The sequence below is a fragment of the Stenotrophomonas sp. Ste96 genome, assembly GCF_024519495.1.
Classification (GTDB): Bacteria; Pseudomonadota; Gammaproteobacteria; order Xanthomonadales; family Xanthomonadaceae; genus Stenotrophomonas; species Stenotrophomonas bentonitica_A.
The window spans coordinates 65,565-81,198 of the sequence record NZ_JALJRX010000001.1 but is presented as its reverse complement, the minus strand read 5'-3'; the positions used below and the strand labels follow the sequence as shown (position 1 = coordinate 81,198).

15 protein-coding genes and 1 pseudogene are annotated in these 15,634 nt (G+C 65.3%); 9 read left to right on the top strand and 7 right to left on the bottom strand.

The features are described 5' to 3' along the window. The first annotated feature begins 1 nt into the window (after nt 1). The 3 genes from treY to glgX are packed head-to-tail and all read left to right on the top strand — an operon-like array spanning nt 2 to nt 4,855. Nucleotides 2–2,548: a malto-oligosyltrehalose synthase gene (treY, locus tag OC373_RS00385; protein ID WP_261996735.1), complete on the top strand. Its 2,547-nt coding sequence runs from the start codon at nt 2–4 to the stop codon at nt 2,546–2,548. Nucleotides 2,549–2,558: 10 nt separating this feature from the next. After that, the gene (locus tag OC373_RS00380; protein WP_019184616.1) at nt 2,559–2,723 is read left to right on the top strand and encodes a DUF2934 domain-containing protein; all 165 of its coding nucleotides are present in this window, start codon (nt 2,559–2,561) and stop codon (nt 2,721–2,723) included. Continuing rightward, nucleotides 2,720–4,855, top strand: a complete 2,136-nt coding sequence (glgX, locus tag OC373_RS00375) for a glycogen debranching protein GlgX (RefSeq protein ID WP_261996734.1) — start codon at nt 2,720–2,722, stop codon at nt 4,853–4,855. Before OC373_RS00380 ends, glgX begins: the two co-directional genes overlap by 4 nt. A 46-nt stretch (nt 4,856–4,901) precedes the next feature. Here glgX and OC373_RS00370 read toward each other — a convergent pair whose 3' ends face one another. Further along, entirely contained in the window at nt 4,902–5,810 is a 909-nt protein-coding gene (locus OC373_RS00370; RefSeq protein WP_261996733.1) for a LysR family transcriptional regulator, read from the bottom strand. A 104-nt stretch (nt 5,811–5,914) separates the two neighbouring features. On the opposite strand from OC373_RS00370, the gene OC373_RS00365 reads away from it, so the two are divergent. Beyond that, nucleotides 5,915–6,142, top strand: coding sequence for an SDR family NAD(P)-dependent oxidoreductase (locus OC373_RS00365; RefSeq protein WP_261996732.1), 228 nt, complete (start codon nt 5,915–5,917; stop codon nt 6,140–6,142). Here the strand turns inward: OC373_RS00365 and OC373_RS00360 are convergent. From OC373_RS00360 to OC373_RS00345, 4 genes are all read right to left on the bottom strand, one after another. After that, the gene (locus tag OC373_RS00360) at nt 6,139–9,105 is read right to left on the bottom strand and encodes a Tn3-like element TnAs1 family transposase (protein ID WP_261996731.1); all 2,967 of its coding nucleotides are present in this window, start codon (nt 9,103–9,105) and stop codon (nt 6,139–6,141) included. The genes OC373_RS00365 and OC373_RS00360 overlap by 4 nt on opposite strands. 3 nt (nt 9,106–9,108) lie before the next feature. Next, nucleotides 9,109–9,669 (bottom strand): recombinase family protein, encoded by a 561-nt coding sequence (locus OC373_RS00355; RefSeq protein ID WP_014003957.1) that lies wholly within the window; start codon nt 9,667–9,669, stop codon nt 9,109–9,111. 2 nt (nt 9,670–9,671) lie between these two features. Next, entirely contained in the window at nt 9,672–10,280 is a 609-nt protein-coding gene (locus tag OC373_RS00350) for a hypothetical protein (protein ID WP_014003956.1), read from the bottom strand. A 485-nt stretch (nt 10,281–10,765) separates the two neighbouring features. Then, nucleotides 10,766–11,608 carry an AraC family transcriptional regulator gene (locus OC373_RS00345; RefSeq protein ID WP_003830784.1) on the bottom strand — a complete coding sequence of 281 codons (843 nt, stop codon included), beginning with the start codon at nt 11,606–11,608 and terminating at the stop codon, nt 10,766–10,768. A 117-nt stretch (nt 11,609–11,725) separates the two neighbouring features. Here OC373_RS00345 and OC373_RS00340 point away from each other — a divergent pair, with 117 nt between their 5' ends. The 4 genes and pseudogenes from OC373_RS00340 to OC373_RS00325 all read left to right on the top strand — a co-directional run bounded on the left by OC373_RS00340 (nt 11,726) and on the right by OC373_RS00325 (nt 13,235). Then, nucleotides 11,726–12,259 carry a carboxymuconolactone decarboxylase family protein gene (locus tag OC373_RS00340; protein ID WP_003830783.1) on the top strand — a complete coding sequence of 178 codons (534 nt, stop codon included), beginning with the start codon at nt 11,726–11,728 and terminating at the stop codon, nt 12,257–12,259. A gap of 158 nt (nt 12,260–12,417) precedes the next feature. Then, nucleotides 12,418–12,702: a cytochrome P460 family protein gene (locus OC373_RS00335; protein ID WP_229006821.1), complete on the top strand. Its 285-nt coding sequence runs from the start codon at nt 12,418–12,420 to the stop codon at nt 12,700–12,702. A 28-nt stretch (nt 12,703–12,730) separates the two neighbouring features. Further along, nucleotides 12,731–13,051: pseudogene (locus OC373_RS00330) on the top strand (uracil-DNA glycosylase family protein); the annotation flags it as partial. 61 nt (nt 13,052–13,112) lie between these two features. Continuing rightward, a complete protein-coding gene (locus OC373_RS00325; protein WP_261997340.1) occupies nt 13,113–13,235 on the top strand; it encodes a hypothetical protein in 123 nt (40 codons plus the stop codon). Nucleotides 13,236–13,253: 18 nt separating this feature from the next. Here the strand turns inward: OC373_RS00325 and OC373_RS00320 are convergent, their stop codons facing one another. Next, complete coding sequence (locus OC373_RS00320) at nt 13,254–14,018, bottom strand: IS6-like element IS6100 family transposase (protein WP_001389365.1); 765 nt, start codon at nt 14,016–14,018, stop codon at nt 13,254–13,256. A 238-nt stretch (nt 14,019–14,256) separates the two neighbouring features. Here OC373_RS00320 and OC373_RS00315 point away from each other — a divergent pair, with 238 nt between their 5' ends. Beyond that, on the top strand, nt 14,257–14,742 hold the full coding sequence (locus OC373_RS00315; RefSeq protein WP_046941321.1) for a carboxymuconolactone decarboxylase family protein: 486 nt from the start codon (nt 14,257–14,259) through the stop codon (nt 14,740–14,742). Nucleotides 14,743–14,807: 65 nt separating this feature from the next. Here the strand turns inward: OC373_RS00315 and OC373_RS00310 are convergent, their stop codons facing one another. Next, nucleotides 14,808–15,572, bottom strand: coding sequence for an IS6-like element IS6100 family transposase (locus OC373_RS00310; RefSeq protein ID WP_001389365.1), 765 nt, complete (start codon nt 15,570–15,572; stop codon nt 14,808–14,810). Nucleotides 15,573–15,634 lie beyond the last annotated feature (62 nt).

Genomic DNA, 15,634 nt, shown 5'->3' with positions numbered 1-15,634 from the left:
GATGGTTCCATTCCGCGCCACCGCCCGCCTGCAGCTGCACGCCGGCTTCGATTTCGATGCGGCCCGCGCGCAGGTGGATTACTACGCTTCATTGGGCATCAGTCACCTGTACCTGTCGCCGATCGCCAGCGCGGTGCCCGGTTCCACGCATGGCTACGACGTCATCGATCCCACCACGGTCAATCCGGAGCTGGGCGGGGAGGCCGGATTGCAGCGTCTTTCCGACGCCGTGCGCGCACGCGGGATGGGCCTGATCCTGGATATCGTGCCGAACCACATGGCGGCGCACCCGCTCAATCCGTACTGGGCCGATGTGCTGGCCCACGGCAAGGCCAGCGCGCATGCCGGCTGGTTCGACATCGCCTGGCGCGCACCGGGGCGTGACGGCAAGCTGTGGCTGCCGGTGCTGGATCGGCCGCTGTCCAGCGCGATCGCCGAAGGCGTGCTCACCGTGCAGCGCGCCGCCGACGGATCGGCGGGCGTCGCGCACCACGGCACCGTGTATCCGCTGGCGCCCTCTACCTGGGCCGCGGGCGGGTCGGAGCTGACGGCACCGGCCCTGGCCGGCGTGCTGGCGGCGCAGCCCTACCGGCTGGCGTGGTGGCGCAGTGGCGATGACCGGATCAACTACCGTCGCTTCTTCACCATTGCCTCGCTGGTCGCACTGCAGATGCACCGTCGCGATGTCTTCGAGACCGTGCACGCACTTCCGCTGCGCCTGGTGGCGGAGGGACGCGTGGATGGCCTGCGCGTGGACCACGTGGATGGACTCCGCGATCCGGCCGGTTACCTGCACCGGCTGCGCGCAGCGCTGGACGCTGCCGGCGCCCGCCGTGGGCTGTCGCCTGGCGCGCTGGGCCTGTGGGTGGAGAAGATCCTGGCGCCGGATGAAGCCTTGCGGGCGGACTGGCCGTGCGATGGCACCACCGGCTACGACTTCATGGACCAGGTCGGTGCATTGCTGCACAGCGGTGCCGGCGGCAACCCGCTGACACGGCACTGGCAGCAGGTCACCGGTGACCCCCGCAGCTTCCGCGAGGTGGAACTGGAGGCCAGGCGCGACGTGCTGGAGCACGGCCTGCGCGCCGAGTTCGATGCCTTCGTCGCCCGCCTCGTCCACCTTTCGCGCCTCACCGGCGGCATCGCCGCCGATTTCGGCAGGCCCCTGCTGGCGCGCGCGGCGTTGGCCCTGTTGAGTCACTTCCCGGTGTACCGCAGCTATCTCACCCACGCGGCTCCGGGCGCTGAGGATCGTCGGCTGTGGCAGCAGGCCATCGAGGCGGCCATCGTCGGCAGCGCGCCGGACCAGGTAGCTGCGATCGAGCAGATCGCCGCGTGGGTGCTGGCGCCGCCATCGCAGGAGGATGACCCGGCGCTGCATCGCCGCTGCCTGGCGCTGCGGCAGCGGGCCCAGCTGCTCAGCGCGCCGCTCAACGCCAAGGCAGTGGAAGACAGCAGCTTCTATCGGCATGCGCCGCTGTTGTCCCGCAACGAGGTTGGTAGCCATCCAACGGTACTGAGTGTGTCGGCACCGCGTTTCCATGGATTCATGCGCGCCCGCCACGACCAGCACCCGCGCAGCCTGCTTGCCACGGCCACGCATGACCATAAACGCGGCGAAGACGCCCGGATGCGATTGGCGGTGGTGTCAGCGTGGCCCGAATGGTGGCTGCGCCAGGTGCGTCGCTTTGAACGGCTCGCAGCGTCACTCGGTGCCGGTGCACTGCATGCGGCGGACCGCGAGATGCTGTGGCAGACACTGGTCTCGGCCTGGCCGGCCGAGGGTGGATCAGGCGCTGATCTCGCTGCGCGCGTGGTGCAGTGGCAGGCCAAGGCGCTGCGCGAGGGTGGCCAGCGCAGCAGTTGGGGCCATCCGGATGAGGCTTACGAGTCGTGCGCGGCGGCGGTGGTGGAAGCACTGATCGACAGCGATGCCGGGCAGGCGTTCCGCGCGGCCGTGCAGGACGTCGTGGCGCGCATCGCGCCGGCCGGGGCGCGTTTCAGCCTGAGCCAGACCGCGCTGCGGCTGAGCGTGCCGGGCGTGCCGGATCTGTACCAGGGCACCGAAGGCTGGGATCTGTCATTGGTGGACCCGGACAACCGGCGGCCGGTGGACTATGGGTTGCGTGCGCACTGGCGCCAGGATGGGCGTACGTGGCCAGTACTGCTGCAGGGGTGGTGTGATGGCGTGGCCAAGGCGCACCTGGTGCAGACCCTGCTGCAGGCCCGGAGCAGCGCCCCGGAGCTGTTCGCGCTCGGCGGCTATGTGCCATTGCCGACCACGCTGCCCGATCGCGTGCTGGCCTTCGCGCGCGAACACGGCACGCAGCGGCTGATCGTGGTCGCCGCGATCGCCACCACCGTGCGTCCCGCGCAGGAAGCCACGGCGGCGTTGCCTGCCAGGTTCTGGGGCACGGGCCGCGTGACGATTCCGCAGGGGCGCTATCGCAATCTGCTCACCGGCACGTCGGTAGAAATCATCGACCCCGATATTTCCCTGCGGGCGCTGTCCGATGGCAGCCCCGTGACCCTGCTGATCAACGAGTGAAGCAAGCGCAATGGACGAAAACGAACGACGTGAACGCATCGGGGCCCTGGCCCGCCAGATCTGGGAAGCCGAAGGCCGTCCGGACGGGCAGGACCAACGGCATTGGTTGATGGCCGAACGACTGTTCGATGCCGAGCTGCAGGCCGCGGGCCACACCGTCGAGACGCGCCGATGAGTGCCCGCCAGTTTGCCCAGTCCTCGCGCCTGCGGGGCGGACGCCCCTTCCCGTTGGGGGCCACCTGGGATGGCCTGGGCGTCAACTTCGCGCTGTACAGCCGGCATGCGACCAAGGTCGAGCTGTGCCTGTTCAACGAGCGTGGCCGTGAGGTCGAGCGCATCGTGCTGCCCGAGTACACCGATGAAATCTGGCACGGCTACCTGCCGGACGCACGGCCCGGCCAGCGCTACGGCTACCGGGTGCATGGTCCCTACGCACCGGAAGCCGGGCACCGGTTCAACCCCAACAAACTGCTGCTGGACCCGTATGCCAAGCAGATCGTCGGCCAGCTCAAGTGGGCGCCGGCGCTGTTCGGCTACACGATCGGGCACAAGGACAAGGACCTGAGCTTCGACAAACGCGACAGCGCGCCGTACATGCCGCGTTGCGCCGTGGTCGATCCGGCCTTCACCTGGGGCCGCGACACCGCACCGGCCACGCCGTGGGATGACACGGTCATCTACGAAGCCCACCTGCGCGGCCTGTCGATGCTGCACCCACAGGTGCCCGAGCAGGCACGTGGCTCCTTCTCCGCGCTGAAGCAGGACGCGCTGCTGGATCACCTCCGCCAGCTCGGCGTGACCGCGCTGGAACTGCTGCCGATCCATGCTCACGTGGACGACCAGCATCTGCTCGAGCGCGGCCTGCGCAACTACTGGGGCTACAACACGCTGGCCTTTTTCGCGCCCGAACCGCGCTTCATGTCCACCTCCACCATCGCCGAGTTCAAGCAGATGGTGGCCTGCGTGCATGACGCCGGGCTGGAAGTGATCCTGGACGTGGTCTACAACCACACCGCCGAAGGCAATGAGCTCGGCCCGACGCTGTCGTTCAAGGGCATCGACAATGCCAGCTACTACCGGCTTGCCGATGAACCGCGCTACTACATCAACGATACCGGCACCGGCAACACCTTCGACCTGACCAACGCCGGTGCGCTGCGGATGGTGATGGACTCGCTGCGCTACTGGGTGCAGGACATGCACGTGGATGGCTTCCGCTTCGACCTGGCCACCATCCTGGGCCGCGAACGCGCCGGCTTCGATCCGTCGGGCAGCTTCATGGATGCCGTGCGCCAGGACCCGGTGCTGAGCCAGGTCAAGCTGATCGCCGAGCCGTGGGACATCGGGCCGGGTGGCTACCAGCTGGGGCAGTTCGCACCGGGCTGGGCCGAATGGAACGACCGTTTCCGTGACAACGTGCGGGCACTGTGGCGCGGCGATGGCGGCCAGCTGGCCGAATTCGCCACCCGCCTGATGGGCTCGGCCGATCTGTTCAACCACAAGGGACGGCGGCCGGCCGCGTCGGTGAATTTCGTCACCGCCCACGATGGCTTCACCCTCAATGACCTGGTCAGCTACAACGACAAGCACAACGAGGCCAACGGCGAAGACGGGCGCGACGGCAGCGACAACAACATCTCCTTCAACCACGGCGCCGAAGGCCCCACCGACGACGAGGGCATCAACACGATCCGGGCGCGGCAGATGCGCAACATGCTGGCCAGCCTGCTGCTCGCCCAGGGCACGCCGATGCTGCTGGCCGGCGACGAGTTCGCGCGCAGCCAGGGCGGCAACAACAATGCCTACTGCCAGGACAACCCGCTCACGTGGATCGATTGGCAGCAGGCCGCCAGCCCGGCAGGCCGCCAGCAGTCGCTGTTCGTACGCCGGCTGCTGTCGTTGCGCCGCCGCTACCCGCAGCTGCGCCGCGGCCGCTTCCTGGACGCCCGCGACGAACAGGGCGAAGGCTATGACGTGCGCTGGCTGCGCCCGGATGGCCAGCCCATGGAAGAGGGCGACTGGCACGATGGCGAGGCCCGCAGCCTGGCGCTGCACCTGGGGGCCGCCCGTCAGGAAGACACGCCGCGCGGCCCCGAGCATGCGCACCTGCTGTTGATGTTCAATGCCTCGCACGCGCCGCAGGCGTTCGTGCCGCCCTTGATCGACGATGAACACTGGCGCGTGTTGATCAGCACCATCGACGGTGCGCCGCTGCAGGCGGATGCGGAAGGCCACTGGCCACTGCCGGACCGCGCGATCGTGGTGCTCAGCAGTCGCCGCAACCGCCATTCCGATACGGAAGGCTGAGTTGTCCCAGTCCTCCCGGCACGACGCCGTGCCGGGAGGTCCCAGGTCAGCGCTCCTGGTCCAGCTCGCGCCGGACCACGCCGGCCACCCAGTCCATGAATGCCGCCACCCTTCGGGGTAGATGACGGCGTTGCGCGTAGAGCAGGGTCACCGGCATCGGCTCTGCTTTCACTTCCGCCAGAATTTCCACCAGGGTGCCCGCGGCCAGTGCCTGGCGCACGCCGAGCAGCGGGACCTGGATGATCCCCAGCCCGGCCAGGGCTGCGGCGGTATAGCCCTCGCCACTGTTGACCGTCACCGCACCGGCCATGGGCAGGCTCTGATAGGTCTGCCCGTCGTAATACTCGAATCCGGGCGAACGCTGACCGAGGGTGCTCACGTAATGCACCAGCGCGTGGCCGGCCAGGTCGGCCAGCGTGGTCGGCGTGCCCCGGGCGGCGAGGTAGGACGGGCTGGCGCAGTTGATGATCGGCAGCTGGCCCAGCGGGCGGGCCACCAGGGTGTTGTCGTCCAGTGGACCGACCCGGAGCACGCAGTCGAACCCTTCGCGGATCAGATCGACCCGGCGGTCGGTACCGCTCACTTCCATCTCCACGCCAGGGTGCTGGGCCAGGAAGGCAGGCAGCTGCGGTATTACCAGTTGCCGGGCCAGCCCGCTGGACATATCCACCCGCAGCCGCCCCTTCAGCTGCGCCGTATCGACCCGGAACATGCCCTGCAGATCGTCCATGTCATGCAGCAGATCGTGTGCCCGCGCCTGGAATTGGGCACCGTCAGCGGTCAGCTGCACCCGGCGGGTGGTCCGATGCAGCAGTTGCACACCCACATCCGCTTCCAGCCGCTGCACGGCCAGCGACACACTGGCCTTGGGGAGACCGAGGCTGTCGGCGGCGCCGGTGAAGGAGCCGAGTTCGGCCACCCGGAGGAAGCAGCGCAGGTGATCGAGGCGATCCATGGATTGTTCGTGATTATTGGATAGTCAAATCAGCATCCGCCGATTTATCCGCGCACGCAACACCAATAGGCTGACAACCATTCCCACAACGCAGGTGTACTGACATGCGCAACGCAACCCGAGTCGTCCTGATCACCGGCGGCAGCCGCGGCCTGGGCCGCAATGCCGCCCTCGCACTGGCCGCCGACGGCGCCGATATCGTGCTCACCTATCGCAGCCAGGCCGGTGCCGCGCAGGAAGTGGTCGCGCAGATCGAAGCACTCGGCCGTCGCGCGGCCGCGCTTCCCTTGGACATGGGGAGCCCGCAGAATTCGGAAAAAATCGTACGCTAAGGTTTTCCGGGCAACCGTAGCGGCCTGAACTTCCCGTCCTCCAGCCTGCGGCTCTGCCGCCAGACGTAATCGCCGGTCAGGTTGATGTGTTCCCAGCCCAGCGGCGACAGGTATTGCAGCAACTCACCGTTCACCGGCTTGCCGACCTCGACCAACCCCTGAGTGGCGCGCTCCAGGTACACCGTGTTCCACAGCACGATAGCCGCCGTCACCAGGTTGAGGCCGCTGGCCCGGTAGCGCTGCTGCTCGAAGCTCCGATCCCTGATTTCCCCAAGGCGGTTGAAGAACACCGCCCTGGCCAGCGAGTTGCGCGCCTCACCTTTGTTCAGGCCGGCATGCACGCGGCGGCGCAGCTCAACACTTTGCAGCCAGTCTAGGATGAACAGCGTGCGTTCGATCCGGCCCAGCTCGCGCAGGGCCACGGCCAGGCCGTTCTGGCGCGGATAGCTGCCGAGCTTGCGCAGCATCAGCGAGGCAGTGACGGTGCCCTGTTTGATCGAGCTGGCCAGGCGCAGGATGTCGTCCCAATGGGCGCGGACGTGCTTGATGTTCAGGGTGCCGCCGATCAGCGGCCGCAGCGTCGGGTAGGTCTGCACGCCCTGCGGCACGTACAGCTTGGTTTCGCCGAGGTCGCGGATGCGCGGCGCGAAACGGAAGCCCAGCAGGTGCATCAGGGCGAAGACGTGATCGGTGAAGCCGGCCGTGTCGGTGTAGTGCTCCTCGATCCGCAGGTCGGACTCGTGGTACAGCAGGCCGTCGAGCACATAGGTGGAATCGCGCACGCCGACATTCACCACGCGGGTGCTGAACGGCGCGTACTGGTCGGAGATATGGGTGTAGAACAGCCGTCCCGGCTCACTGCCGTACTTCGGGTTGACGTGTCTGGTGCTCTCGCCCCGGCCGCCAGCCCGGAAACGCTGGCCATCGGAGGATGAGGTGGTGCCGTCGCCCCAGTGGGCGGCGAAGGCATGCTGGTACTGGTGGTTGACCAGCTCGGCCAGGGCCGCCGAATAGGTCTCGTCGCGGATGTGCCAGGCTTGCAGCCAGGACAGCTTGGCGTAGGTCAGACCGGGGCTCGACTCGGCCATCTTGGTCAGCCCGAGGTTGATCGCATCACCGAGGATCGCGGACAGCAGCAACGTCCGGTCTTTGGCCTCGGCCCCGTCCTTCAGGTGGGTGAAGTGGCGGCTGAAGCCCGTCCAGTCGTCCACGTCCATCAGCAGTTCGGTGATCTTGATGCGCGGCAGTAACTGACTGGTCTGGTCGATCAGCGCCTGCGCCCGATCCGGCACCGCCGCATCCAGCGGGGTGATCTTCAACCCGGACTCGGTGAGGATGGCATCGGGCAGCTCGTTGTCCTTGGCCAGGCGGGCGACAGTGGCCAACTGCTCGTCCAGCAGCTGCAAGCGCTCTTCCAGATACTGGTCGCTGTTCGGGTTGATCGCCAGCGGCAGGGCCTGTTCCCGCTTGAGCGCGGCGAACTTCTCGGCCGGCAGCAGGTAGTCGTCGAAGTCGCGGAACTGCCGCGAGCCCTTGACCCAGATGTCGCCGGAGCGCAGGGCGTTCTTCAGCTCGGACAGGGCGCAGATTTCGTAGAAGCGCCGGTCGAGGCCTTCCGGGGTGATCACCAGTGGCTTCCAGCGCGGCTTGATGAAGGCGGTGGGAGCATCGGCCGGCACCTTGCGCAGGTTGTCGGCGTTCATCTCGCGCAGCGTCTGCACGGCTGCCAGCACGCCCTGCGCGGCCGGGGCGGCGCGCAGCTCCAATACCTCCAGCAGAGCCGGCGTGTAGCGGCGCAGGGTGGCGAAGTTCTCGCCGACCAGGTGCAGGTGGTCGAAGCCCTCCGGCCGGGCCAGCAGCTCGGCTTCGCTGACGCTCTCGGTGAACTCGTCCCAGGGGATCACCGCCTCGATGGCGGCATAGGGGTCGCTGCCGGCTTCCTTGGCCTCCAGCAGCGCCTGGCCGATCTTGGAGTACAGGCGCACCTTGTCGTTGATCGCCTTGCCCTGCTTCTGGAACTGCTGCTGATGCTTGTGCTTCGCGCCGCTGAACAGCTTGACTAGGATGCGGTCGTGCAGATCCACCAGCTCATCAATCACGGTTGCAGTGCTCTCCAGCACCACGGCGGCCAGGGTCGCATAGCGCCGCTGCGGCTCGAACTTGCCGAGGTCTTTGGGCGTCATCTGCCCACCCTCGCGGGCCAGCTTGAGCAGGCGGTTCTGGTGGATGTGCCGGCCCAGGACTTCGGGCAAGTCCACCAGCTGAAATGTCTTCAGCCGCTCGATGTGCTCAAGCATGTGCCGAGAGTTGGGTTTCAGCGGTGCCTGGCGCAGCCAGGTCAACCAGGTGATGCTGCTGCCGGCCTTGAGCTTCAACAGCTCGTCCAGCTTGGCCCGATGCGAGTCCGTGAGCGGTTCAACCAGGGCGCGGTAGACCCGCCGATTGGCCCGTGCAATGGCCTCCGAGCAAGCCCGGTCGATCACGCTCAACGCCGGCAGGATGCGTCGCTTCTGCCGCAGGCTCTCCAGCGCCTGGCCGGCCAGCAGCAAGCCCTTGTCGGTCTGCTGGGCCAGTTCGGTCAGCTCGCGCACCAGGGCGCGGAAGTCGGACAGGCCGAACGGGGCCAGTTGAAGGTAGGTGCGCAGTTCCTGGGCGTGCTCGCGACGGGTCACATCGCGCTCGCCGTACTTCGTCCAACTCGCCGGGTCGGCCTGAACCTGCTTGGCCACCCACAGGATGACCGGCTCGGGCGGCTCGCTGTCGGTGCCCAACGCATAGCCGGGGTAGCGCAGCAGGCTGAGCTGCACCGCGAAGCCTAGGCGGTTGGCGTCGCCGCGCCGCTGGCGGATCAGCGACAGGTCGGAGTCGTTGAAGGTGTAGTAGCGGATCATGTCATCCTGGCTTTCTGGCAACGCAAGCAGGGTGTCCCGCTCCGTGGCCGAGAGGATCAAGCGACGCGGCATGTATCAGTCGTCCGTGCGGAGGTACTGGTAGAGGGTTTCCCGGCTGATGTTGAACTCGCGGGCAAGCTGCGCCTTGGGCTCGCCGGCCGTCGCTCGCTGCCGCAGGGTAGCAGCCTGCTCATCGGACAGGGCTTTCTTGCGGCCTCGGTACGCGCCACGCTGCTTGGCCAAGGCGATACCCTCACGCTGCCGCTCGCGGATCAGGGCGCGCTCGAACTCGGCGAAGGCACCCATCACCGACAGCATGAGGTTGGCCATCGGCGAGTCCTCGCCGGTGAAGACTAGGCCCTCTTTCAGGAATTCGATACGCACGCCGCGCTGGGTCAGCTTCTGCACAAGGCGGCGCAGGTCATCGAGGTTGCGCGCCAGGCGATCCATGCTGTGCACTACCACGGTGTCACCTTCGCGGACGAAGCTCAGCAGCGCTTCGAGCTGGGGGCGCTGAGTGTCCTTGCCCGAGGCCTTGTCGGTGAACACCTTGCTCACCTCGGTCTCCTCCAGCTGGCGTTCCGGGTTCTGGTCGAAGCTGCTGACCCGGACGTAGCCAATGCGATGTCCCTGCACGCCTACTGCTCCGCCGAGAAATGGCGCTCGGGCCAACGCCAACGGCGGATGCGCTCCCACAACACTTTGCCGCCAATCCCAACATCGTTCTTGTCGGGATCGAGATTGAGTAACAATGCCAGTCGAGCGATCGCGCTCTGCATCGGGTACATGTTCCCGTAGCCAGCGATCTTTCGCAGGATTTCATTCTCGCTCTTCTCTAACTCTTCGGGAGTATTGAAGGTGGTGGCATAGTCAGTGATCACTGCTGAAGCGGCATCCAAGGCGCTGTAGGTTTCTCGAAGCACTTCGAGCACTTCATGAGTGAGTGCCCCCAGCTCGACTTGGGTTCCATCCGGCAAGGTGGCGATCCCCTTCTCGAAAAAGATCACCCCGTCACGTAGATAAAGTGCCTGGAGGGCATCTACCCCAACGAACGACGGCGCGTCCTGGTCTACCGCAGGCCTGCCGAGAATGTGGCAATGCAAATGCAGGCTCGCGGCTCGAAGCAAACGCCGCGCCTCGGGAGTTGGTGGATTTATCCAAGGGTCTGCCTGCTCCCGCCGCCAGACAACCGTTCCCCACCACAGCCCGGCGACTACCAACCCTAATCCAACCCATAGAAAGGTCATCAGAACAACTCCGCGTTGAAGGTGAGCAAGGGGGCTAAGTGCACTTTCTGTTCCGTTGCGCCTCAAGCCCTGCTTTTGTCAGGCTGAAATCTATGACCTTTGCGGGCATGTGTCAAAGAATGCGAAAGAAGATGTCGTTTTCAGAAGACGGCTGCACTGAACGTCAGAAGCCGACTGCACTATAGCAGCGGAGGGGTTGGATCCATCAGGCAACGACGGGCTGCTGCCGGCCAATAGCCGACAATGACGACACTGGAAATCCCCGCCTGTGAGCGTCGGCTCAGGGCGGGACAGCGTCATCCAGCTACCTGCGCCACTGACTCAGCCTTGTCCAGCCGGCCGCGCCGCACGAACAGACTGACCAGCCGTTGACGGATCGCCACCTGGAGTTCCGCCAGTTGTTCCGGCGTGATGCGAATTTCACCCGCTCGACGAGCGCAACACCGGCGCCGCCTACGCCAAGAACCGGCGAATCGAACTCAAACTCACGAACCGCTGAGCGCCGCGTCACCGCGCTGCTGCGCCAGCCAGTCGCGCGGGGCGCAGCCCATGCGCACGCGGAAGGCGCGCGCCAGAGCGTTCGGGCTGCCGTAGCCGACGCGGTCGGCCACCACCGCCACCGGCCGCCCCTGCTTGAGCAGGGTGCAACTGACGTTCATCCGCCAGTCGGCCAGATAGTCGCCCGGCGTGACGCCCACCGCGTCCTTGAACGCGGCGGCGAAGCGCGCGCGTGACATGCCCGCCTTCGCCGCCAGCGCCTCGAGCGACCACGCGGTCTGCGGCGCATCGTGCATGGCGGTTATGGCGCGCGCGAGTTTCGGGTCGGCCAGGCCCGCCAGCAGTCCGGTGGCGCCAAGCCGCCCATCCATCAGATAACGCAGCAACTGGATCAGTAGCAACTCGCACAAGCGGTCGATGGCGGCCTGCCGACCGCACTGGTCGCGCTCGGCTTCGGCAAACAGCAACTCTAGCGTCGGCCCGAGGCCGGGCAAGTCCGCCAACGGAATCAGCAGCATCGACGGCAAGGCCATGGCCAACGGATTGCCCGTCGAAGCGCCCAGGTCGACCTCCGCACACAACTGCTCAGCGGTATCGCCGGGGGCGGCGACAAAACGATGCGACGCCACGCGCGGATAAAACAGCAGGCTCGGCTCGGTAACCAGCAGATCTTCATGCACGGGCGAACGCGCCGTAATCGGGCCGCGCCGCACCAGATGGATATAGCCATGCGGCGCCGCGTAATGATGCTGCCCACAGAAGGCGCCGCTGTGAAAAACGCGCGCCGAAAGCGAGTAGTGCCGGAGCAAGCCGGCCAGTCGATCCGCCATTCCACTCTCCATATAAGACGATAGGTTACGTATTTGATACTTTACGTGCCATATCGTACCAAACAAAGGGCGATCATGCCCACGTGCTCTTGCACCTCACCCACTACGGAGATAGACATGACCCAAATCGCCCCCCTGACCATCGACACCGCTGACGCCGCTACCGCTGCCACACTCAAGGCCGTCAAAGCCAAGCTTGGCATGGTGCCGAACCTGTTCGCCACGCTGGCCCACGCGCCGGCGGCGCTCAATGGCTACCTCGGCTTGTCCGAAACGCTGGGCACCGGCCGCCTGAATGCCTCCCAGCGCGAGATCGTTGCGCTCGCTGCCGCTCAAGCCAATCGCTGCCAGTATTGCCTGAGCGCACACACCCTGATCGGCAAAGGTGCCGGACTGTCGGCAGAGGCCATCGCCGCGGCCCGCACCGGCCAGGCGGCCAACGCACTTGACGATGCAATCGCCGGCTTTGCCCGCGCGCTGGTCGAGCAACGCGGCGTGGTGTCGGCCGACGCCATGGCCAACTACCGCCGCGCGGGGCTCGACGACGGCCTGATACTGGAAGTGATCGCCAACGTCGCGCTGAACACGCTCACCAACTACACCAACCACATCGCCGACCCCACGGTGGATTTCCCCGTGGTCGCCGTCTGATCTCCATAGGCATATAAGGAGAACACGATGAAAATCGCACTCACCGGCGCTCTGCTCGCCAGCGCCCTCGTCCTGCCACTGGCCGTCACGGCCGGCGACTAAAGGCCTCGGCCGAGCACTACCGCAAGACCGGCAAGTTCTTGGACGGCGCCACGCTGGTGAAAGAGATCCGCAAGCTCGAAACCAGCGCCATGACCACTGGCAACCCTGTGGTCTGGGGTTCCGATGCGGCCGTGTGGTTCGTGATGGTCAAGGACGCCAAAGGCCGTTTCGCCAGCAACCCCTTGTGGGGCGACGGCTGGGGCTGGGCGCTGTTCAAGGCCGACGCCCCCGCCAAGAATGTCGCCGTCAGCTACGAAGCCGACTGCATGGGCTGCCATGTGCCGGCGGCCAAGACCGACCGCGTATTCATCCAGGGCTATCCGACACTGACCCAGCACTGACTTGCTGCCGGGTTACGCTTCGCGCAGGATGGCACCTCCGTCCTGCGCGAGCCACCCTTTCCGGAAGCGCGCCATGCCGACACTCGACGCCTTTCTGACCGACGTCCGCGCCTGCACGCGCTGCGCACCGCATCTGCCACACGGCGTGCAGCCGGTCTTCCAGTTTCACCCGAGTGCGCCCATCCTCATCGCCGGCCAAGCACCGGGGGCCCGGGTCCATGCCTCAGGCGTGCCCTTCGACGACGCCAGCGGCGCGCGTCTGCGCGCCTGGCTGGGCGTGGACCGCGACACCTTCTACGACCCTACCCGCATCGCCATTCTGCCCATGGGCTTCTGTTATCCGGGCACCGGCAAAAGCGGTGACCTGCCGCTACGCCCGGAGTGCGCCCCCCGCCTGGCGCGAAGCCTTCATGCAGCGTTTCGAGCGCCTGTCGCTGGTCATCGTGCTGGGCAGCTACGCCATGGACTACCACCTCGGTACTGGCAAGACGCCGCTCGGCTCTGTTGCAAAGATTGGCGGCAGTCAGAGGTAGGCTGTCGCTCTGCGCCGATCAGGCGGCTGCTGCGAAATGGTGGTTGAGCATGCCCATGGCCTCCGTCAGCGCCGAGGGCCCAATGCCAAAAGCTCTCTCCACAAGGCGCACCTCGCCCCTGATGCCGGGCTGCAGGCACCAGGGGCGAGCCTGTCCTTTGCGCAGGGCTCGCATGACTTCGAATCCCTTGATCGTGGCATAGGCCGTGGGGATCGATTTGAAACCGCGCACCGGCTTGATCAGTATCTTGAGCTTTCCGTGATCGGCCTCGATCACGTTATTGAGATACTTCACCTGCCGGTGGGCCGTCTCCCGGTCCAGCTTTCCTTCGCGCTTCAATTCGGTGATCGCTGCACCATAGCTCGGCGCTTTGTCGGTATTGAGCGTGGCAGGCTTTTCCCAGTGCTTCAGGCCTCGCAGGGCCTTGCCCAGGAACCGCTTCGCTGCCTTGGCGCTGCGGGTCGGCGACAGGTAGAAATCGATCGTGTCGCCCCGCTTGTCGACTGCCCGGTACAGGTAGGTCCACTTGCCCCGCACCTTGACGTAGGTTTCATCCAGGCGCCAGCTCGGATCAAAGCCACGCCGCCAGAACCAGCGCAGCCGCTTCTCCATCTCCGGGGCGTAGCACTGGACCCAGCGATAGATCGTCGTATGGTCGACCGAAATGCCGCGTTCCGCCAGCATTTCCTCAAGGTCGCGATAGCTGATCGGATAGCGACAATACCAGCGCACCGCCCACAGGATCACATCACCCTGGAAATGGCGCCACTTGAAATCCGTCATCGTTCCGTCCGTCCAATCTCCGCCAAGCATGCTCAAGCTTCACGATTTTTGCAACAGAGCCCCCAATCCCTAAGCCAGATCAATGCTTTACGCTACGCTCGCCAGCTTCGATCCACCGCCCTCATGAATAAGACGGGCTAATTTCGTTCACGATGATCATCACCTTCCTTGACTGCACTGCACTGTGCAATGTATGTTTTGGAGACTGCACGGTGCAGTGCAAACGAGGAGATAGGGTATGTCAGTCGTAAATTCCAGCGTCGCTTTGCCTGCTGAGGTCTCAAAGGACCGTTTCGCCAGGGGATCTGCTACATTCGCCGCAGTCACCGGCATTCCCACGGAGGCATACCTTGATGGATTCAAGGATAGCTCGCCTGATTTTGGTCGCTATGTGATTGAGTGGGTCTTCGGCGATGTATACAGCCGCACCGATTTGGATTTGAAAACCCGGGAACTCGTTATCATCGCAGCCGGCGCGGCGTTGGGCGCAACGGGAATTGATGTCATCAAATTTCATGTCCCCACTGCGGTACGCGCGGGTGCAACCCGAGACCAGATTTTCGGCGTTCTTACCCAGGTAGCGATTGTTGCAGGTGTTCCCACAGCAATCGCCGCAATTTCGGCGGCGGCACAAGTCTTGGAGCCACACTCTCAGGTCGCTGATCCTCTCTTATTCACCGGGCTGCTGCGTGATGGCTTAATCCGGGACGGGGTGGCAGGCTGAGGCGGCCAGCGGGCTCTGTTGCAAAGATTGGCGGCAGTCAGAGGTAGGCTGTCGCTCTGCGCCGATCAGGCGGCTGCTGCGAAATGGTGGTTGAGCATGCCCATGGCCTCCGTCAGCGCCGAGGGCCCAATGCCAAAAGCTCTCTCCACAAGGCGCACCTCGCCCCTGATGCCGGGCTGCAGGCACCAGGGGCGAGCCTGTCCTTTGCGCAGGGCTCGCATGACTTCGAATCCCTTGATCGTGGCATAGGCCGTGGGGATCGATTTGAAACCGCGCACCGGCTTGATCAGTATCTTGAGCTTTCCGTGATCGGCCTCGATCACGTTATTGAGATACTTCACCTGCCGGTGGGCCGTCTCCCGGTCCAGCTTTCCTTCGCGCTTCAATTCGGTGATCGCTGCACCATAGCTCGGCGCTTTGTCGGTATTGAGCGTGGCAGGCTTTTCCCAGTGCTTCAGGCCTCGCAGGGCCTTGCCCAGGAACCGCTTCGCTGCCTTGGCGCTGCGGGTCGGCGACAGGTAGAAATCGATCGTGTCGCCCCGCTTGTCGACTGCCCGGTACAGGTAGGTCCACTTGCCCCGCACCTTGACGTAGGTTTCATCCAGGCGCCAGCTCGGATCAAAGCCACGCCGCCAGAACCAGCGCAGCCGCTTCTCCATCTCCGGGGCGTAGCACTGGACCCAGCGATAGATCGTCGTATGGTCGACCGAAATGCCGCGTTCCGCCAGCATTTCCTCAAGGTCGCGATAGCTGATCGGATAGCGACAATACCAGCGCACCGCCCACAGGATCACATCACCCTGGAAATGGCGCCACTTGAAATCCGTCATCGTTCCGTCCGTCCAATCTCCGCCAAGCATGCTCAAGCTTCACGATTTTTGCAACAGAGCCG